Annotated in this window: 16 protein-coding genes; 4 read left to right on the forward strand and 12 right to left on the reverse strand. The window is 52.2% G+C overall.

Annotated elements, in window-relative coordinates:
• Positions 1-66: 66 nt before the first annotated feature.
• From CPH57_RS23250 to CPH57_RS24760, 7 genes are all read right to left on the reverse strand, one after another.
• Positions 67-3,201 (reverse strand): type I restriction endonuclease subunit R, encoded by a 3,135-nt coding sequence (locus CPH57_RS23250; RefSeq protein ID WP_096242754.1) that lies wholly within the window; start codon positions 3,199-3,201, stop codon positions 67-69.
• Positions 3,201-4,382: a DUF4268 domain-containing protein gene (locus tag CPH57_RS23255; protein ID WP_096242755.1), complete on the reverse strand. Its 1,182-nt coding sequence runs from the start codon at positions 4,380-4,382 to the stop codon at positions 3,201-3,203. Before CPH57_RS23255 ends, CPH57_RS23250 begins: the two co-directional genes overlap by 1 nt.
• A complete protein-coding gene (locus CPH57_RS23260) occupies positions 4,375-5,757 on the reverse strand; it encodes a restriction endonuclease subunit S (RefSeq protein WP_096242756.1) in 1,383 nt (460 codons plus the stop codon). The genes CPH57_RS23255 and CPH57_RS23260 overlap by 8 nt, the downstream gene beginning before the upstream one ends.
• A complete protein-coding gene (locus CPH57_RS23265; RefSeq protein ID WP_096242757.1) occupies positions 5,747-7,456 on the reverse strand; it encodes a class I SAM-dependent DNA methyltransferase in 1,710 nt (569 codons plus the stop codon). The genes CPH57_RS23260 and CPH57_RS23265 overlap by 11 nt, the downstream gene beginning before the upstream one ends.
• A gap of 183 nt (positions 7,457-7,639) precedes the next feature.
• On the reverse strand, positions 7,640-8,557 hold the full coding sequence (locus tag CPH57_RS23270; RefSeq protein ID WP_096242758.1) for a restriction endonuclease: 918 nt from the start codon (positions 8,555-8,557) through the stop codon (positions 7,640-7,642).
• Positions 8,558-8,648: 91 nt separating this feature from the next.
• Complete coding sequence (locus CPH57_RS23275) at positions 8,649-9,767, reverse strand: HNH endonuclease signature motif containing protein (RefSeq protein ID WP_096242759.1); 1,119 nt, start codon at positions 9,765-9,767, stop codon at positions 8,649-8,651.
• A gap of 230 nt (positions 9,768-9,997) precedes the next feature.
• Positions 9,998-10,315, reverse strand: coding sequence for a hypothetical protein (locus CPH57_RS24760; RefSeq protein WP_096242760.1), 318 nt, complete (start codon positions 10,313-10,315; stop codon positions 9,998-10,000).
• Between the two features lie 537 nt (positions 10,316-10,852).
• Here CPH57_RS24760 and CPH57_RS23285 point away from each other — a divergent pair.
• The 3 genes from CPH57_RS23285 to CPH57_RS23295 are packed head-to-tail and all read left to right on the forward strand — an operon-like array spanning position 10,853 to position 12,255.
• The gene (locus tag CPH57_RS23285) at positions 10,853-11,386 is read left to right on the forward strand and encodes a type IV secretion protein Rhs (protein ID WP_096242761.1); all 534 of its coding nucleotides are present in this window, start codon (positions 10,853-10,855) and stop codon (positions 11,384-11,386) included.
• 11 nt (positions 11,387-11,397) lie between these two features.
• Positions 11,398-11,823 (forward strand): putative T6SS immunity periplasmic lipoprotein, encoded by a 426-nt coding sequence (locus CPH57_RS23290; RefSeq protein WP_096242762.1) that lies wholly within the window; start codon positions 11,398-11,400, stop codon positions 11,821-11,823.
• A 12-nt stretch (positions 11,824-11,835) separates the two neighbouring features.
• Positions 11,836-12,255 (forward strand): putative T6SS immunity periplasmic lipoprotein, encoded by a 420-nt coding sequence (locus CPH57_RS23295; protein ID WP_096242763.1) that lies wholly within the window; start codon positions 11,836-11,838, stop codon positions 12,253-12,255.
• A gap of 15 nt (positions 12,256-12,270) precedes the next feature.
• On the opposite strand, the gene CPH57_RS23300 is transcribed toward CPH57_RS23295, so the two are convergent.
• Both CPH57_RS23300 and ascF read right to left on the reverse strand, forming a co-directional pair.
• A complete protein-coding gene (locus CPH57_RS23300) occupies positions 12,271-13,701 on the reverse strand; it encodes a 6-phospho-beta-glucosidase (RefSeq protein WP_096242764.1) in 1,431 nt (476 codons plus the stop codon).
• A 144-nt stretch (positions 13,702-13,845) separates the two neighbouring features.
• Positions 13,846-15,288, reverse strand: a complete 1,443-nt coding sequence (gene ascF / locus CPH57_RS23305; protein ID WP_096242765.1) for a PTS cellobiose/arbutin/salicin transporter subunit IIBC — start codon at positions 15,286-15,288, stop codon at positions 13,846-13,848.
• Between the two features lie 284 nt (positions 15,289-15,572).
• Between ascF and CPH57_RS23310 the strand changes: the two genes are divergently transcribed.
• Positions 15,573-16,595 (forward strand): LacI family DNA-binding transcriptional regulator, encoded by a 1,023-nt coding sequence (locus CPH57_RS23310; RefSeq protein ID WP_142001843.1) that lies wholly within the window; start codon positions 15,573-15,575, stop codon positions 16,593-16,595.
• Positions 16,596-16,610: 15 nt separating this feature from the next.
• On the opposite strand, the gene CPH57_RS23315 is transcribed toward CPH57_RS23310, so the two are convergent.
• The 3 genes from CPH57_RS23315 to yjiA form a co-directional block, all read right to left on the reverse strand.
• A complete protein-coding gene (locus CPH57_RS23315; RefSeq protein ID WP_096242766.1) occupies positions 16,611-17,342 on the reverse strand; it encodes a Fic family protein in 732 nt (243 codons plus the stop codon).
• On the reverse strand, positions 17,339-17,602 hold the full coding sequence (locus tag CPH57_RS23320) for a hypothetical protein (RefSeq protein ID WP_047025142.1): 264 nt from the start codon (positions 17,600-17,602) through the stop codon (positions 17,339-17,341). The genes CPH57_RS23315 and CPH57_RS23320 overlap by 4 nt, the downstream gene beginning before the upstream one ends.
• A gap of 109 nt (positions 17,603-17,711) precedes the next feature.
• Entirely contained in the window at positions 17,712-18,674 is a 963-nt protein-coding gene (gene yjiA, locus CPH57_RS23325) for a GTPase (protein ID WP_096242767.1), read from the reverse strand.

The following is an 18,674-nucleotide window of genomic DNA, read 5'->3' on the forward strand; positions in this document are numbered from 1 at the left end:
ATAATATGAGTGGTTTATTTATGAATTTCATAAAGGGAAGTTTCATCTTCCCTTTATGAGTGAAATTTAAATCGTCCAACTATTCGAAACAACCTCGGCTTGTTTCAAAATAAGCTCAACGGCACCTGCGGTTTTATCCGGAGGATATTTATATTTACGCAGTGTTTGTCTTACCAAAATACGCAGTCTGGCACGCACACTTTCTCGTACTTGCCAGTCTACCGTAGTGGACTGCCGCAGTTTCAAGGTAACTTCAATTGCCAGTTTTTTGAGCGTTTCGTCACCTAGTTCACGCACAGCACTTTCGTTTTCTGCTAATGCATCGTAGAACGCGATCTCATCCGGATTGAGACCTAGAGCATCGTCGCGTGCCATGGCTTCTTGGAACTCTTTAGCCATCTGTATAAGCTCTTCAATTACCTGTGCAGTTTCTATTGCGCGGTTATTGTACTTAAGCAATACGGCCCTAAGGCGATCTGAATACTTTTTCTCCTGTACTACGTTATTTTTTGTACGAGCATGAATGCCGTCGTTCAACAATTTCTCTAGCAATTCAACGGCCAGATTACGCTGAGGCATTTCACGCACTTCTTCTAAAAACTCTTCTGAAAGTAAGCCGATATTGGGTTTTCCCAACCCCGCCAGTGCAAACACATCATCCACCCCGGTCGCAATAATAGCGTTATCAAGGATTTTACCGAGCAGCGTGTTTTTCTCTGACTGGCTGAATTTCTTGTCGGTTGTCGTCAGCTTGATAATCGCCACTTTCACCGCTGACAGAAACGCTATCTCTTTTTGCAATGGTTTGGCTTCATCCAGCGTACTGCACAGTGACCAGGCTTTGTTCATTGCCAGTACGACATCAAAAAAGCGTTTTTTACCATCATCGAGGCCCAGCACGTAATCTGCAGCTTTGAGTAAAAACCGTTGGGGTACTTCTTCAAAACCAGTGTAATCAAACCCGGCAGCGGTTGGTGTTTTGGCAAACATGCCGTGAATCACATCCAGCTTTTCAAGCAGAATAGCGAAAGCTTCATGAGCATCGATAGTGGTCTGCCCCTTACCTTTTGAATCGGTATAGGTTTTCAAAGCTTGCTTCAGCTCGTTAGCAATCCCGATGTAATCGACCACCAACCCGCCAGGTTTGTCTTTAAAGACTCGGTTAACGCGTGCAATGGCCTGCATTAGGTTATGTCCGCGCATTGGCTTGTCGATATACATGGTATGGCAGCAGGGGGCATCAAACCCGGTAAGCCACATATCGCGCACAATCACCAGTTTTAGCGGATCGTTGAGATCTTTAAAGCGCGCTTCAAGGCGTTTTTTGGTCTGCTTATTGTAGATGTGCGGCTGCAGGAATTTATTATCGGAGGCTGAGCCGGTCATGATGATTTTGATTTCACCCTTCTCAACATCATCGCTGTGCCATTCCGGACGTAAGGTGACCAATGAATTATACAGTTTCACGCAGATTTCACGGCTCATGGCAACAATCATCGCTTTGCCATTCATTGTGGCATTACGGGCCTCAAAATGCTGAACCAGATCGGCAGCCACCTGATTGATACGCGGTTCAGAACCTACAAGTTTTTCCAGGCGGCTCCAGTCGCCTTTAGTTTTCTCTTTCTGATCGGTCTCTTCGTCTTCGACCAGCTCATCAACTTGCTCAGAGAGCGTTTCCAGCTCTTCGTGGTTAAGGTCGAGTTTTGCCAGACGTGATTCATAGTAGATAGGCACGGTTGCGCCATCTTCCACCGCATCCTGAATATCGTAGATAGAGACGTAATCACCAAATACCGCGCGAGTATCTTTATCTTCGGAAGATACAGGTGTTCCGGTAAAGCCCATAAACGATGCATTGGGTAATGCATCGCGCATATGTTTGGCGTAACCGTACTTATAAGCGCCTGTTTCGCGATCCAACGTGGCATTAAGGCCATATTGACTGCGGTGCGCCTCATCGGAAATGACGACGATATTGCTGCGTAGATTGAGCGCTGGGTGAGTTTGTTCGCCGTCCAGCGGGGCAAATTTTTGTACGGTGGTAAAAATAATTCCGCCTGATTCGCGGGCATTAAGCATCTCGCGGAGCTGGTCGCGGTCGTTCGCCTGCAACGGTTCCTGCTTAAGCAAATCTTGCGCCTGGCAGAACGTGGCATAAAGTTGTCCGTCGAGATCGTTACGGTCGGTCACTACCACGATGGTCGGGTTGTTCATTTCTGCCTGTTGCAGCAGCTTCCCGGCGTAGCAGCACATTGAAATACTCTTCCCAGAACCTTGAGTATGCCAAACTACGCCCGCTTTTTTACTGCCTGGCGTGATGTTGCTGCGTAGCGGCAAATGTTTACCGGTAGAGGCCACAATTGTCGCTGCTACCGCTTCTCGCACGGCATGGAATTGATGATAAGCGGCAATCTTTTTAATCAGTCGTTTGCCGTCGTTTTCAAACAGGATGAAGTAGCGAATATAGTCGAGCAGCAATTCACGGTTAAAGAATCCTTTAACTACCGTTTCAAGTTGCCACTCAAACAGCGGCTTGTCGTCTTCGTTAGACAGCGTTTTCCACGGAAGAAAACGCTCTTCGTTCGCGGTAAGGGAACCAATGCGGGCGTTATAGCCGTCGCTGACTACCAGCGCTTCGTTGCAGATAAACAAATCGCTGAGTTCGTTTTTATAGGTCTGTAGCTGATTGAATGCAGCCCAGATATCGGCATTGGCATCGATTGGGCTTTTCAGTTCAATCACTGCCACCGGCAACCCGTTGATATAGCAGATGACATCCGGGCGACGCACCTGCTTCGTTCCCTGGATGGCTACCTGATTGACCACCGTAAAACGGTTATGGTTCGGGTGGTAAAAATCCATCAACAGTGCTTTATCGTGGATAACGTTATCGTCCTGCTTATACTGTACCGGCACGCCGTCGAGCAGCAGGTGATGGAAGGCTTTGTTACTGACGATTAGGTCCGGGCTTTGTGCATGGGCGATACGCAATATCACCTCATCCAGCACGGCAACCGGGAGATGCGGATTAATTTTTTGCAGCTGTTCCAGCAATAACGGACGCAAAAACACATCGTGGAACGAAGCACGCAGCGGATTATCACTGTCGGGCGCGATATCCGGGCCATGTAATACCTCCCAACCCAGTTCAGCAAACCACTGTAGGCTTTGCTGTTCTAAATCGTCTTCACTCAGCATTACTCTTCCTCTCCCTCGGTAATTAACCCTGTTTGCTTAAGCTCAATCGCCAGTTCTAATAAGCTCGGGCGGATCGCTTTTTCTAGGCGGTTCATGCCATCCGTCATCCAGTCAATAATGGTGGGCCAGAGTGCTTTATTCCCGCCATCAAATATTTTTGAGCAGACAATCTGACAGCTTTTCCTCTCTGGTAGCAGTCGCCAGTCGAGTGGTTCACCAAATAGCGATTCAATATGCGTTTTGCGTTCCTTCAGACGTTCAAAAAGCCAGGTGTTTTCAAGCGCATCTCCGCGGGAAATATTAAGCTGCACACGAGCATCTTTTTGCGAAAAAATTAGTTCAAAAGGCACTCCACTTAACCCGGAGCCAGCTGCAAGCCAGTGGTCGGTGGATGGTGCTCTGTTGTTAAACAATGAGCATGGGCTGGTACGGAATTTTTCCAGTGCCATCGCCCAGAATTCGCGGCGCAGATAATGTCGCTGTTGCAGCTCACTGCTGCTGGAAGTAGATTGTTCTTCCGCCTCTTTTTGTGCCATGCCGATCATGTACGATTCTGCTTCCGGCGTTGGGATCACCTGGCGAATATCGACAAAAACATCATCGCCGAAACGGTAGGGTGTCACCTTGAAGCACTGCGCCCTAATACCAAATTGCATCAACCACAGTGCGGTATTGGTGACCTCTTTGCGGAAATTGGCTGCTACCATGATGACGCGCTGAGTACCTTTACGGTTGAGCACCCCTTCTTTCAGGCTTTCCCATCCCATAAACTCCGCAATGATATCAGCCGCTTGACGTTTTTCATTCGGATCATAAAGATCGAGATACATCTGAAAGATTTCAACCACGCTTTCCTGACGCAGATTAGCGCAGTATCCGGCATATTTCAGTGCTTGCCACACCACGTCGCGCCCAGAATCATCAAGCTTGTTCTCGATGATCACCAGATTGCCTTTTTTATCAAGAGCCAGCAGGTCGAGTCTCTCTTTGGTATCGTCGAAACCTGCAAACTCTTTCTGGATAATCAGCAGTTCGTCTTCTTTGTCATCTTTCTTGGTCAGCGCCTGCGGATTTTTTGCCAACCATTCTTGCAAATGATCGCGCTCACGAAAGCCGAGGCTGCTAAAAGAAACTTCGAGCAATGATTGAAGGGTATTGTTAGGGCGGTCAATTTTATACATTTTCCACCTCACCTATAGCCTGCTCGACTTCCGGCAGAGTGATTTCACCGGAGAGGAGTTTGGGGAGAAGGGTGTCACGGAGTTGGGTTAACGTTTTATTCTGCGCATTGTTAATTTCAATGAATGAATAATATTCACCAACTGCTTTTGAAAAAGCGTTTGAAATTTTCTTATCAGGATGTACGCACTGCCAGTCCATTATGGCTTTTTTATCACCCCGAGGCATTTTCACACCTTTAGAGGTAAGCATCATGAAATTAAAGAAAACCTCTTGATAAAGAAGGTTGTAAACATATTCTACATTGACTGAATCTCGTGCTTCAAAGGCTAGTACATCCGCCGAACGTCCTCCCTTGAAACGAGCCAACCAAATTTTCTTAAAATAAGGACGAATATTGGAAATTAGAACGTGTCTACATCTAAATTCAGGAACGCTATTTACTGAGGGCAGTGAGGAGGCTGTAGAAATACCAGCCCGATTTTCCAGCATATTTTCAGTAGAAATATACGTTTCAGGCGTCAGAGAGCAAACATCGACTTTACCGTTGGCAAAAGTAGCAATGTCGCTCAAGGGCCCATGACACCATCCCTCAGGAATCTCCCCCAACTCACTATTCTGTATCGCAGACGGAAACAGCTCTGCCGTAGCTTTTAACTCAGCATATTGCTCTGGGTGTTCACGTTCAAACACCACCAGTGCATCGGCATTTTTCCCAGAAATCGCCGTCATGGCCGCCAGCGTCGCGTCTTCCTGAGAACCTCCCGATTCAAGCACCGCGATTTTAGCTTTTACCGGTTCAAAATCGACAAACCAGCTTTTGAACAGGGCTTGCGCCATTTGCTCGAGGGTTTGGTTGATTTTTTTATTTATCTGAGATTTCAATGCTAAAGAAGTCATTGTTTTTGCAATCCAAGACTCAGCTACTCCCAATCGAGGAATTTTCAAATCCTTGAGTACAGGAATTCGCACATTGCTTACTGTTGTTCCCGTACCTTCATTCCAAGAAATTTGATGTTGCACATAGGGAGATTGTAAGGCCCAAAATAAATAGTAAGGATCAACTTTACTATTAGCTCTTAATAATACTTGGCGCTGGCCAAGGCAACACTCAATACCTTCAGGAATTAAGCAAACCTCGCCCATTGGGGCTTCGCGAGTAAAAACGATATCATTCGCCTTAGGTTTTGCCCGCTTAATTCTGTTCTTGTAGCCATCTTCATCTGTAAAACTCGGTGTTGAGAGATCTAATACACCATTACGAATATTTTGATTTCGAAGAACAATAAAACCCTCATCCGTCCATTTTGGCGTGGAGTGGGGGCAATCAATAACTAATTCGCAAAGCTCCTCGAGACGCTGTTCTTCAAAACTCATAACCCAGCCCCCACAGGTTCGTCTTAATCTGTGCTTCCAGTTTAGCACTCTCTTCCATCTGAGTTTTAAGCTGCGCCGTCAGTCGCGCCATCTTCTCTGCAAATTGCTCATCATCTTCTGCCTGCTCAGCAGCGCCAACATAACGCCCTGGGGTTAACACAAAGTCGTTTTTCTGAATATTCTCCAGCGTGGCTGAGAAGCAGAATCCGGCTTCGTCCTGGTAATCTTTATCTTCCTGCCAGCCGTGGAAGGTGTCGGCAATTTTGGCGATATCCTCGCGGGTGAAATCACGCAGTACGCGGTCTTTCATAAAGCCAATTTGTCGGGCGTCGATAAACAGCACTTCGCCCTTACGGTGCGCTTTACCGTTGCCGCCGGATTTATCCTTGGTCAGGAACCAGATACAAGCCGGGATTTGGGTGTTAGTAAACAGCTGCCCCGGCAGTGCTACCATGCACTCCACCAAATCCGCTTCGATCAGGTTGCGACGGATTTCGCCTTCGTTATTGGTGTTGGAACTCATCGAACCGTTGGCCAGCAGCAGCGCCATCGAGCCTTTCGGGGCCAGATGGTGGATCATGTGCTGCATCCAGGCGAAGTTAGCGTTGCCCTGCGGCGGTGTGCCGTACTTCCAGCGCACGTCGTTTTCCAGCTTTGCGTTCCACCACTCTTTCATGTTGAACGGCGGGTTAGCCATCACGAAGTCGGCACGCAGATCCGGGTGCTGATCGTCTAGCAGGGTATCGGCGTTTTTCGTACCGAAGTTAAAGTCGATTCCGCGGATCGCCATGTTCATCGCTGCCAGTTTCCAGGTGGTCGGGTTAGACTCCTGGCCGTAGACGGAGATATTGCGCTTCTGTTCAGCAGCGTTGTAATTTTTCTCACCCGCGTGTTCTTCAATAAAACGATCGCTAGAGACGAAGAACCCACCGGAACCCATTGCCGGGTCATACACGCGCCCGTTATACGGCTGCAGCATTTCGACAATCAGCGTAACGATACTTTTTGGTGTGTAGTACTGGCCGCCTTGTTTGCCTTCCGCCAGTGCAAACTGGCCGAGGAAATATTCGTAAACGTGTCCAAGAATATCTTTGCTTTTTAAGCTTAGCTTCTCGCCGTTATATTCTGGTTTGCTGAAGTTTGCGTCGGAGAAGGTGTTGATGAGGCCAGTCAAAACCTCATTGCCCAGTTGGAATTGGCTGATGCGGTTCAAAATACCTTTCAGTTTTGGGTTGGTTTTTTCAATTTCATCCAGCGCATTGTCGATAAGCCAAGAGACCGATCGCAGTTTAATTTCTTGGCCTGTGGTCTTATCGACCCACAATACCGTCCCGGTCGGCAGCATGGCTTTGTTTTTCAGCGTTTCCCAGCGTGCGGCTTTGGGTACCCAGAAGACGTTTTTCTCGGTGTAGTAATCTTCGACCTCTAGTTCTTCCTGGATCGCTTGAGCGTACTCTTCATCAGAATCGTAATCGTCGCGTGACATGGCATAGATGTTGTCCGGGTTGCCAACATCGCGGAACAAAGTGATCAGCTCCTGCTGGCGAGCCTCGAAGGCATCGGAAACATATTTTAGAAAGATCAGCCCCAGGACTACATGCTTGTAGTTGGCGGCATCCATATTGGCACGCAGCTTATCGGCGGCCTTCCAAAATTTGTTATCCAGCTCGTTTAAGAAAAGCTGCTCGTTGTTATTCATGAAAATCCTCAAGAAACGCTAAATCTGAACTAGTCATTTGGAATGTGTATCGCAAAATGATACCCGCAAGCAGAGCAATCTTAAACGACATAAGCCAACTAAAGGGACAAAATACGGCATGGCCACACATCGGCCAGGAGATATGTGCTCGACCTCTAAGAAATTACCGATTTTGCAAGGGGATCACTGGTCGAAGTAGTCGCTATCGAGTTTAGGAACCTTCAGCAACGTTGAACTAACACCCACCTCATTATCCATCATCAGATGTACCAATCGGTTACCGTCGATAAGTACCATGCCTTCCAGCGATTGCGCATAGGCAACGGCATGCTTAGTAAAGCCAGAGGTCGTGATGAATACCCCTCGTTTGGCCTTTTGCCCCACAAGTGCACCGTAGAAGGCATGCAACTCAGGGCGACCTACGGTGTTTTGCCAGCGTTTGGCTTGCACATACACTTTTTCTAAGCCGAGCTTGTCTAAAGAAATTACGCCATCAATCCCCGCATCACCGCTGCCTCCGACTCGCTTTAAATCATCGCGGTGGCCGCCGTAGCCCAAACGGTGCAGCACATCCAGCACGATGACCTCGAAGCGGCCTGGGGATACTTGGCTCAGGTTCTCTAGCAGTTCTGTCGCAACCGCATCGCGGATCTCTTTGATTGATTGTTCCAGGCGATCGTCTGGGCTATTTGTTAACATCGCTTCGGTGAGAAGAGGTTCTGTTACCGGGTCCAAATCCACCGCATCACTATTTTGTTGAAGTTTGACGTTGGTATAAGCCAAAGCGAGATGCTCGACTTCTGCTGCAGTGAGCGGGTTTGGATGCTGCTTTAACCAGTCGATGCCTTTGGCGGTTAAGCACCATTTGCCTCTGGATAAGCTGTGCGAGAGCCCTGCACGTTTCAAACGATCGTGAGCCCAGCCGGTACGGTTCTTATAAACCAATTGGCCGCTGGCAATGGTTTCTGCTCGTTGTTCTTCGTTTAGGTTGAGTATGTCTGCTGCTGCATCTTGCACATCTCGAGCAAGTGCGCCTTCGGGCTTGGTTGCCAAAAAGCGAAGCACTGGCTCGATGAATTGGTCGTAGGTAGGTACTGACATGCTGAGGTTCCCTGTTTTTCCTTATTATTCCTATGATACTGTACAAACTCGGTTTTGAAGTTGACAGGTAGCACGCTGTTGCAGGCAACTTTTAACCGCTAGTGGCCTCTTTCAACTCCAACTTCACCATCAGCTGTTTATTCACCTCTTTCCCATCTACCCCGCTATGAATCCGGCGATGGCAAGTCGGGCAGATGGCGCCTACCCACTGCGGGTGATCGGGGCCTTCGTCGGCTAAGCGTTTGGTGTGATGGGGTTCGAGGTAGGGCTCGCCGTTCCTTTTCTTGAATGGTGCCGGCTGATCGCAGGCTTCGCAGATGCCATTGGCGCGCTTGAGCACGTATTTTTTTACGTCTTCGCTGCGTTTGAACCAGGATTTTTTGCTGTCGCTCTGTTGGCGCTGGCCTGATTGCTTTGAGGACTGCAGTGCCTTCTTGCGTAACTGTTCGAGCGTCTCTGTCTGCGTATCGGTTTCATCGGTGTCTGCTTCTTCTTCAAACGCATGCAGTGATGAGACTTTGAAAAGGTTAAAGGTAATGCCTTGCCGCATGTTATTTTCGAAGTCTAAGCACTGAATGTGATCCCAAGAATCACACTCGAACATGCCAAGATAGCGAACGCCTTTTTCTTTCTTGTTGTCTTCGAACAGGAAGATGTCTTTGCCGTCTTTTTTATGGTCGCGGATGGATTTATTACCCCGAATAAATTCCATAGGGCCTTTTTGGCCTTCTCCCGTATAAGAGAAGCTGCCTTCGGCTGTCCATCCATCTTTGTAGCCGTAGGTTTCACCGCTTTCTCCGGTGAAGATAAAGATCACTGGGAATTCCCGCGGGGTCCAGATACCGCCTTGCAACTGCCCGCCGTAGAGCTCGATAAGCGCTTTGCGTGTGTACAGTTTGCCTTCGGTTAAATAGTCAAAAGGATGCGGTGTTTCGACGATCTCAAAACCGAGATCTTTGAGAAATTGGATGGCTTTTTCCGTGCCGCTATCGGCATTGATTCCTTTAAACGGATAGCCATGCTGCTCACGGTATGCTCTAGCGGCAATGCCTCGGATGTCGTACTTCTCGCCATTATAATGAAGGGTGTATTTTTTAAATCGTTTTATTTCATGTTGTTTTAAGAATTCATCTCGGCCAAGTTTTTTATATTCTTCGATGGCTTTTAAAACGGATTCTTTTGAAGATAACGCCTCTATTGCAGTTGCCAAAACCACTCCCTCACATTGCCGAGTTGGCTCTGAGCAATGTGCTTGCTGACGAGAGCAGTATGCATCAATACCCAGCAGTTAACTCATCGATTTACCGAATGCGTTAACTATGCCAGGTAGGGGAGGAAATGCCTAACTTGATGAATGCTTTTGTTGTGATATGTCAGTCAGATCTATTGGAAAAGCATGATTGGGAAGGGCGATGAGCATCGCCCTGATTGTCGCTTACGTTAGCCGCAGGCTTCCATCTCCCGCAACGCCCGCCCATAAAGATTACAAAGCGCAGGAACCAGATGCGCTGTAGCGTTGAGATAGCGGTTCAGCTGTTCCCAGCCTTCGGTATCCAACTGCGGGGTCTCTTGCAGTAAATGGCCGAACAGCATCAGCCCGTGGCACAGCCCTTCTGCTTGCTCGGCAGAAAGTGCGGCCAGGTCTAAAAGTTCTGAAGGGTTAAAAGCGCTGAGATCGAGGTGGTTGAACAGTTGGCGATAGAGAGTGAGGGTGTTGGGGATGGTTTCAGAAGCGTTGGGTAAGTTTGTGTTTTCCATATCGGCTATTTCCATTGGGAGAGAAATACCGCTACCAGAAGAGACGCTAAACTCGGGTGGTAGCTCGAACGGCGTTAGCGTACCGGCCCCAACGGATACCGGCCTTCCCGGAGGAAGCACCGCCCGAGCCACCATTGTTTGGGTGCGCATCGGCATGTTCGAATTTATACCATATTCGATCAGGGTTGGGGGATTCGGAACGCTAACTCCGGCTGCGGATTTTGCCGCAGCAGAAAAACTATAACGTTATCAGTAAAAGGAAAAAATAAGCTGTATGGAATTACAGGCTGTTTACTCATGAGGTTGGAATGCAGATCGCAGTTATTAAATTTTAATTCAGGCTAATCAGTTAGGATAATTCATTTGCTAAATGAATTATTAAATCTGTGAATTTTGTTGTCACGAAATACGTTGAAGTGAATGAATGTAAAAAGAATGGTTGAATGTTTATCCTGTGTACCTAGGGTGCTATTATCAACCTCTTTGTTAATACTCGCGGTAGTGAGTTTTTTAAAATAATGACAGGGATGCACTACGATGGAAAAGAAAGAGGGGGCTTTAAGGCTATTAACCTCCGGGGAGATCGGCCTTGCGAAGTCGGTATTTGGTGGTTCAATTATTTATGGGAAAATCTGGGTTCATCACGATAGCTACTTCCCCTTTGGCTTACAAAATCGAAACACTGCGATGTCACCCAATGGTGAGCTGTATTTTAGAGACTGGTACGTGCCCGATTTCTCAAAGGAAGGGTATAGTCATAAACATCTTTTCATCCATGAAATGGTTCATGTTTGGCAATACCAGCGTGGTATGTGGGTTAAGACTCGAGGCCTCTACAGTTGGTTGGCAAATTACAGTTATGAACTGGATGGATCCAAACATCTAAAGAACTACGCTATGGAGCAACAGGCTCAGATCGTTGCTGATTATCATTTGTTGACCTCTTCAGGTTATGCTGTTTGGAGAAATCGCTTCGGCAAGGAAGTGACTTATAGCGGTAATGACTATGCCGATGTGAGAAAAGTAAAAGAAAAATATGAGAAAGTGTTAGTCGGTTTTCCTTACAAGTAAGAGGATTGATTATGAAGGCGAGATTGTTCTGTGCCGTTGTTGGTGTGACCTTGCTAAGCGCCTGTGTAGGCGATCGTCTCGATCAGCGCTATGCGCCGGATATCCCTATCACCGCCCATGCTAAAGCGAATGGCGACATCTGCATCTATCCGTCACCAAAGGAAAACGAAAGGCCAGATACGCTCTTTCTCAGTGGTGATGCTGATGAGAAATTGATTGAGGTGGGGAATCAGGATCTTAAAAAGGGTATTTGCGTTACGCAGAACGATTACCCGTTTCAGGAAAATCATACCTACAGCATGAGGCTAAATTTTGTGCCGATTGAGAAGCGCAGAAACCTGCAGGATGTTTCCGGCAGGGCCTTTATTGCTCACTTCAAAGTGACAAAGCTCAATGGTGTTTACGAAATTGAAAATATCACACAGGGCAGCAGATAACGCAGAGACAAAATGAAACGGATCTTCCCCCTCGCATTTCCCTTCCTGCTCGCAGGCTGTCCGTCGATAGGCGATCGTATCCCCGTAGACTACCCCGCCACCGCCAACCTGCGTGAGGGCAAAGTATGCATCACCGTTCAGCCGCAGGGAGACGAAAAGCTCGCTGGCATCTCGATCTACCGATTGAATGAGGCGCAGAGTCGTACATTCAAATTCTTCGATCCGCTGCGGGATGTAGCCCCCGATCAGTGCGTCCCTGATGAGGGCTACGTATTTACGCCGGGGCAGCAATACCATTTCTCCGCGAAGCTGGTCTCCCAGAAGAAACAGCAGGCAGGTGAGTTCCCCTCTGCACGTGAATTTGTCGCCGAATTCGTTGTGCAGCAGGAAGGCAATCAACTTAGGTTGGAAGCCCTCCGCACCCCACGCTAACCCCACCGCCCAAACCTACCCCAAATCCCCCCCATTGCTGGCGATCACTTTCTTATACCACCAGAACGATTTCTTGCGGGTGCGGGCGAGAGTGCCGTTGCCCTGGTCGTCGCGGTCGACGTAGACAAAGCCGTAGCGCTTGCTCATTTCGCCGGTCGAGGCGGCCACCAGGTCGATGCAGCCCCAGGTGGTGTAACCCAGCACCGGCACGCCGTCGGCGATGGCGTCGGCCATGGCGCGGATGTGTTCGCGCAGGTAGCTGATGCGGTAGTCGTCCTCAATCTCGCCTGCTGCATTGAACTCGTCGTGCGCGCCCAGGCCGTTTTCCACCAGGAACAGCGGCTTTTGGTAGCGGTCGTACATCATGTTCATGGTGATGCGCAGCCCCAGCGGATCGATGCCCCAGCCCCAGTCGCTGCGCGGCAGGTGCGGGTTCGCCAGCGATTTCACCACGTTGGCGGCGCTGCTGTTGTTGTCGTTCATGTCGGCGGAGGCGCAGCGCGAGGCGTAGTAGCTAAAGGAGACGAAGTCGACGGTGTGCTTCAGGATGTCGGCGTCTTCCGGTTCCATGACGATGCTCACGCCTTTCTCGCGGAAGACGCGGGCAGCGTAGGAGGGATAAGCGCCGCGCGCTTGCACGTCGATAAAGAACAGGTTCTCGCGGTCTTTCTCCAGCGCGGCCCACACGTCTTCCGGCTTGCTGGACCACGGGTAGAAGTTGCCGCCGGCCAGCATGCAGCCTACCTGGTTGGCGGGGTTCACTTCGTGGGCGATGTGCGTCGCCAGCGCGCTGGCCACCAGTTCGTGGTGCGCGGCCTGGTATTTCACCTGTTCGGGGTTTTCGTCCGCTTCAAACACCAGCCCCGCGCCGGAGAACGGGCTGTGCAGCAGGATGTTGATCTCGTTGAAGGTCAGCCAGTATTTCACCAGCCCGTCGAAGGCTTCGAAGCAGGTGCGGGCGTAGCGGGTGAAGAACTCCACCATCCTGCGGTTGCGCCAGGAGCCGTATTCGGTCACCAGGTGCATCGGCACGTCGAAATGGCACAGGGTCACCAGCGGCTCGATGCCGTATTGGCGGCACTCTTCGAACAGGCTGCGGTAGAAGGCGATGCCTTCGGCGTTGGGCGTCAGCTCGTCGCCGTTGGGGTAAATCCGGCTCCAGGCGATGGAGGTGCGGAACACGGTAAAGCCCATCTCCGCCATCAGCGCGATGTCGTCGCGGTAGCGGTGGTAGAAATCGATGGCGTCGTGGCTGGGGTAAAACTCGTCGTCGCGCAGGCTAAAGCGCTTCTCCAGCCCGAGTTTGACCGCCATGCGGTTGGTGCCGTGCGGGATCATATCGACGGTGGTCAGCCCTTTGCCGCCCTCGCGATAGCCGCCTTCCGCCTGGTTGGCGGCTAAAGCGCCGCCCCATAAAAATCCTTTAGGGAATGTTGAGTCAGACATGCAATCCTCAATACCCGTCATACTTGAAGCTGCATCCGTGTTGGCTGCGTTCACTCACCCGAATCACTTACTTGTGTAAGCTCATCGGGATTCGCTCTCTTGCCGCCTTGATGCCGCTCCAACTATTTAGGGTATAAATATACGTTAATGCGTTGCGCTGGCGGCGTTCGCCGCCGGTGCGGTTTGGCCGGGCGCGGCGACGTTTTCCGGCAGATCCTCGAAGCCCAGCATCAGCGTGAGCGCGAACGACAGCACCACCGAGAGCGCCATCACCGCCACCACCCACACGATGCTCATCGGGTTGGCCGGATCGAAGAACTGCACGCTGGTGAACAGCCCGGGCGAGGCCATCGAATGGCTGGCCAACCCGCCGATGCCGGCGACCGCGCCGCAGACGAAGCCGCTGATCAGGCTGGCGACCAGCGGCCGTTTCAGGCGCACCGCCACGCCGTACAGCGCCGGTTCGGAAATCCCCGCCACGATGGCGGAGGCGGCGGCGGCCAGCGCGGTCTGGCGCAGCTCGCGGTTCTTGGTTTTCAGCGCCACCGCCAGCGAAGCGCCGCCCAGCGACAGGTTGGCGCCGATCTCCGAAGGCATCACCATGCCCTCTTTGCCGGTCTCGGCGATGGTCTGGATGATGGTCGGGGTGAACACCCGGTGCATGCCGGTGATCACCAGCAGCGGCCAAATCGCTCCCATGATGGCCACGGAAAGCCAGCCCAGGTAGCCGTGCACGGTGTAGACCAGCGCCGAAATGCCGCTGCCGATCCAGATGCCGAGCGGGCCGATAAGCAGAATGGCGATCGGCGCGGCGATCAGCACGATCAGCATCGGCTTGAGGAAGTTCTTGGTCACCGCCGGGGTGATGCGATCCACCCCGCGTTCGATGTGCGACAGGATCCAGGTCATCACCAGCGCCGGGATCACCGTGTAGGTGTATTTCACCGCCGTCACCGGGATGAAGGCGAATTCCACCGCCTGGCCCTGCGCCGCCTTGGCCATCAGATCGATAAAGTTGGGATGCACCAGCACCCCGGCGATGGCGATCGCCAATGACATGTTGGTTTTGAACTTCAGCGCCGCCGAGGCGGCGACCATCACCGGCAGGAAGAAGAACGCGCCGTCGCCGATCACGTTGAGGATGACGAGGGTCGAGGAGCCTTTCTCGAATACCCCGGCCATATCCAGGATCATCGCCAGCAGCTTCACCATCGAGCCGCCGATGATGGCGGGGATCAGGGGCGACATGGTGCCCACCAGCGCGTCGAGAATGCCAGCGCCGATGCCCTTCAGGGTGAGCTTGCGTTTCTCCGGGGCAGCGGGGGCCGCCGCGCCCGGCATGCCGAGCGCCAGCACCGCCTGATAGGCCTTGGCCACCTCGTTGCCGATGATCACCTGGCACTGCTCGCCGCTGTGCACCACGCCCAGCACGCCGTTGATGGCCTTCAGCGCCGGCGTGTCGATCCGCGCTTTGTCTTTCACCACGAATCTCAGGCGGGTCATGCAGTGGGTCACGGCCTCGATATTGCCCGTGCCGCCCAGGGCGGCCACGATGGCGTGCGAGATCTCTGCGTAGTTCTTCGGCATGGCGTGTCGTCTCTCAGATAGCAATTCGGATAGCCCAAAGGCGAATATTTACTGCCTGGGCGATCCGTCGTTCCATCCGTATGAAACGCCCATAAGAAACCGGTTTCACAAAATCATGTATTGGTGTTTTGTAGTTGGCAAGAACTATGATTTTTGGCGTTTCGTTTTCGTGATCTGGATCGTCAGAGGTAAGTGCGCACCGACGTGCAGGGGCGCGAAAGCGTTCCAAACGCCGGGCGTCTTGGGTAGACTGCGCTGAACCCATGGATTTTGGCGGCGCACAGATGGCAACGATACTCGAGGTGGCGAAAAAGGCCGGCGTTTCAAAGGCGACGGTGTCGCGCGTTTTGTCCGGCAGCGGCTATGTCAGCGAGGAGAAACGCGCGTTGGTGGATAAAGCCATCGCGGAAACCGGCTATCGGCCCAACCTGCTGGCGCGCAGCCTGGCGACCAACACCACCCAAACCCTCGGCCTGGTGGTCACCAACACCCTCTACAGCGGCAACTATTTCAGCGAACTGATGGCGCAGTCGGCGCGCATCATGGAGGCGAACGGCCGCCAGCTGATCCTGGCGGACGGCAAGCACACCGCCGAAGAGGAGCGGGCCGCCATTCAGTTTTTGCTGGATCTGCGCTGCGACGGGGTGATCATCTATCCGCGTTTTCTGTCGATCGCGGAAATGGACGAGATCGTCTCCCAACACCGCCAGCCGATTCTGGTGATCAACCGGCGGCTGCGGCTGAACGACAGCTACTGCATCTTCAGCGATCAGCACGCCGCCGGCGCGGCGGCGGTGGCGCACCTGATCGCGCGCGGCCATCGAGACATCGCCTTTATCACCGGCTCGCTCGATTCCCCCACCGGGCTGGAGCGGCTTTCCGGCTATAAGTCCGCGCTGGCGCAGCAGGGCATTGCGGTTAACGAGGCGTTGATCGTCGAAGGAAAATGGAACGCGCAAAGCGGCGTGGCGGCGGTCGATGCGCTGCTGGCCGGCGGGCAGCCGTTCAGCGCCATCGTCGCCGGCAACGACGAAATGGCCATCGGCGCGATGAAGCGGCTGGCGGAGCGCGGCGTGGCGGTGCCGGAGGCGGTATCGGTCATCGGCTTCGACGACATCCCGCTGGCGCCCTATACCGTGCCGTCGCTGTCGAGCATGAAGATGCCGGTCACCGAGATGATCCAGGAGACCATCAACCGATTGCTGTCGATGCTGGACGGCGGCGAGCTCAGCAAGCGCCCCAGCTTCCCGGCCAGCCTGATCGAGCGCGAGTCGGTGGCGGCGGGGCCGTATTTTCAAAAGGGGTAAAACGGTAGGGTTGGCTTATTGTTCGCCACGGTAAGTCATATAAATTTTCTGCACTTCAGGATCGTCCATGTTGCCGTAGGAGATATTTTCTTTATCTAAACCATCCAGTCCTTTTATTCCACCGATTATGTTTGGCCAATCATCGCGGCTGGCTATGTCGATGACAAAAGGTTGCAGATATTGGTCGAGATGTCTCTGAGCGGGGGCGTTTATCTCGTCAGTCAAAGCCTGGAGGTAGTCATGCTTATTCGTTTCCGCCCAGTTAATGCTGAACCCGGCACGGAAGCTGAGCTCCATGAAGACTAACAAAATTGTGCGGCCGTTGCCGTCCAGAAAGGGATGTGCGAAAGCCAATAATCCCATGACTTCCCCTGGCCGTTCCCTGAAGCGTTGTTCGTCTGCTGCAAGCCGCAGCGCATAATCAACGGCTCTGCGGATAGAATCAGGACGTTCGAAGACCGTATGGCGTGGTTCGTTCTTTGAGCCTTTGAAGACGGCAATATGGGGGACCAGCGTGTTTCTGTCCTTTCCCGCCCAAGGATAGAAACCAGAGAACAGGATTTCGTGAACTTTCAGAATAGACGGGTAGTCTATGCGCTGCGTTTGGGCGAGGTAGCTGAGGGCGTCTTCGATGCTTAATTCGAATGAAAGATGTTCTGCCTTTTTTATTTCATCGGGATCTTTAAGCTTCAGGCTATTTTGCAAATAGCCGTTGGCATCAAAATCGCCGAAAGGATCAAACATCATGCTTTGAATTTCTTACGAACGGCCCTCTGTTCGCGGAAATAACGCCCCTGAAGGCTGAGAATTTCAGATTTGGTCAGGATACCTTTTCGTTTAAGGTTAACCAGTAATTGTTCCACCTCATCCAATTCGACAGCGTCGTCAGCCAGGCCGGTAATGGCCACCGCCATACGGCTCATGCCGTCGCGGGAATGTGTAATTTCATGGTCTTTAGCCAGTTGATGAACATAGTTGGCAACGCTAACGATGGCTCTTTGGGTCATGGGGCATCCTCCATTATTGGTCATATTTTAGCATGCCAATACGGCGATGTCGCTAAAGCGCAGCGCGTTGCGATGCGTCAGCGTGCCCCATGGGCGCGTTTTTTCGCCCTTACCCCAACCCCCCAATCCGCTCCCGAATCTCCTCCTCCGGCAAATCCACACCGATAAACACCAGCGTGCTCTTGCGCTCTTCCTCAGGCAGCCATTCCCGATCCCAGTCGGCGTTATACAACCGCTGCACGCCCTGGAACAGCAGGCGGCGCGGTTCGTCTTCGATAGACAGAATGCCTTTGTAGCGCAGCAGGTTGTCGGCGTATTCCAGCAGCAGGCCTTCCATCACGTCGGAGATTTGCATCAGCGGCAGCGGGCGTTCCAGCGTCACGACAATTGAGCGGATGTCGCTCTGTGGCTGCGGGATGCGGCGGAACAGCGGGGTGGCTGGCGTCAGGTTCAGCTTGTCGTTCAGCGTGAAGCCTTCGATGTCGAACAGCACGCTCAGATCGATATCGCCGTGCGTGACCTTGTAGACCGGCGCGCGGGCGTTCATCCGCTGCAGCCGCTGGATCAGCGCCTCGCAGTCCGGCGCCACGTCGGTTTTGGTCAACAGGAGGCGGTCGGCGTAGCCCACCTGTGCCTGGGCGATGCTGAACTGGCTCAGCTGCTGCTCGGCATGCGCCGCGTCCACCAGGGTGATGATGCCGTCCAGCAGGAAGCGCTCGCACAGGATTTCGTGCGAGAAAAAGGTCTGGGTAATCGGGCCGGGATCGGCCATGCCGGTGCATTCGATGATCAGCCGATCGAACGCCAGCTGGCCGCTGTCGACGCCGTCCAGCAGATCCAGCAGCGCGTCCGCCAGTTCGTTGGACTTGCTGCAGCAGATGCAGCCGTTGCTCAGGGTGGTAATGCGGCTGGCGCGATCGCCGATCAGCGCGTCGTCGATCGGCACTTCGCCGAACTCGTTCTCGATGACCGCGATTTTATAGCCGTGGTCGGCGTTCAGGATGTGGCGCAGCAGGGTGGTTTTGCCGGCGCCCAAAAAGCCGGTCAGGATGGTGACTGCGATGGGTTTCAT

Origin of the sequence: Serratia sp. JKS000199, from assembly GCF_900215455.1 — a bacterium.
GTDB classification, from domain to species: Bacteria; Pseudomonadota; Gammaproteobacteria; order Enterobacterales; family Enterobacteriaceae; genus Serratia; species Serratia ureilytica.

Coding starts and splice junctions, on each gene's coding strand:
- CPH57_RS23255 (WP_096242755.1), bottom strand. CDS start 4,382: ATGTATAAAATTGACCGCCCTAACAATACCCTTCAATCATTGCTCGAA.
- CPH57_RS23285 (WP_096242761.1), top strand. CDS start 10,853: ATGGAAAAGAAAGAGGGGGCTTTAAGGCTATTAACCTCCGGGGAGATC.
- CPH57_RS23295 (WP_096242763.1), top strand. CDS start 11,836: ATGAAACGGATCTTCCCCCTCGCATTTCCCTTCCTGCTCGCAGGCTGT.
- CPH57_RS23265 (WP_096242757.1), bottom strand. CDS start 7,456: ATGAATAACAACGAGCAGCTTTTCTTAAACGAGCTGGATAACAAATTT.
- CPH57_RS23310 (WP_142001843.1), top strand. CDS start 15,573: ATGGCAACGATACTCGAGGTGGCGAAAAAGGCCGGCGTTTCAAAGGCG.
- CPH57_RS23315 (WP_096242766.1), bottom strand. CDS start 17,342: ATGATGTTTGATCCTTTCGGCGATTTTGATGCCAACGGCTATTTGCAA.
- CPH57_RS23320 (WP_047025142.1), bottom strand. CDS start 17,602: ATGACCCAAAGAGCCATCGTTAGCGTTGCCAACTATGTTCATCAACTG.
- CPH57_RS23260 (WP_096242756.1), bottom strand. CDS start 5,757: ATGAGTTTTGAAGAACAGCGTCTCGAGGAGCTTTGCGAATTAGTTATT.
- CPH57_RS23250 (WP_096242754.1), bottom strand. CDS start 3,201: ATGCTGAGTGAAGACGATTTAGAACAGCAAAGCCTACAGTGGTTTGCT.
- CPH57_RS23300 (WP_096242764.1), bottom strand. CDS start 13,701: ATGTCTGACTCAACATTCCCTAAAGGATTTTTATGGGGCGGCGCTTTA.
- CPH57_RS23290 (WP_096242762.1), top strand. CDS start 11,398: ATGAAGGCGAGATTGTTCTGTGCCGTTGTTGGTGTGACCTTGCTAAGC.
- CPH57_RS23270 (WP_096242758.1), bottom strand. CDS start 8,557: ATGTCAGTACCTACCTACGACCAATTCATCGAGCCAGTGCTTCGCTTT.
- ascF (WP_096242765.1), bottom strand. CDS start 15,288: ATGCCGAAGAACTACGCAGAGATCTCGCACGCCATCGTGGCCGCCCTG.
- yjiA (WP_096242767.1), bottom strand. CDS start 18,674: ATGAAACCCATCGCAGTCACCATCCTGACCGGCTTTTTGGGCGCCGGC.
- CPH57_RS24760 (WP_096242760.1), bottom strand. CDS start 10,315: ATGGAAAACACAAACTTACCCAACGCTTCTGAAACCATCCCCAACACC.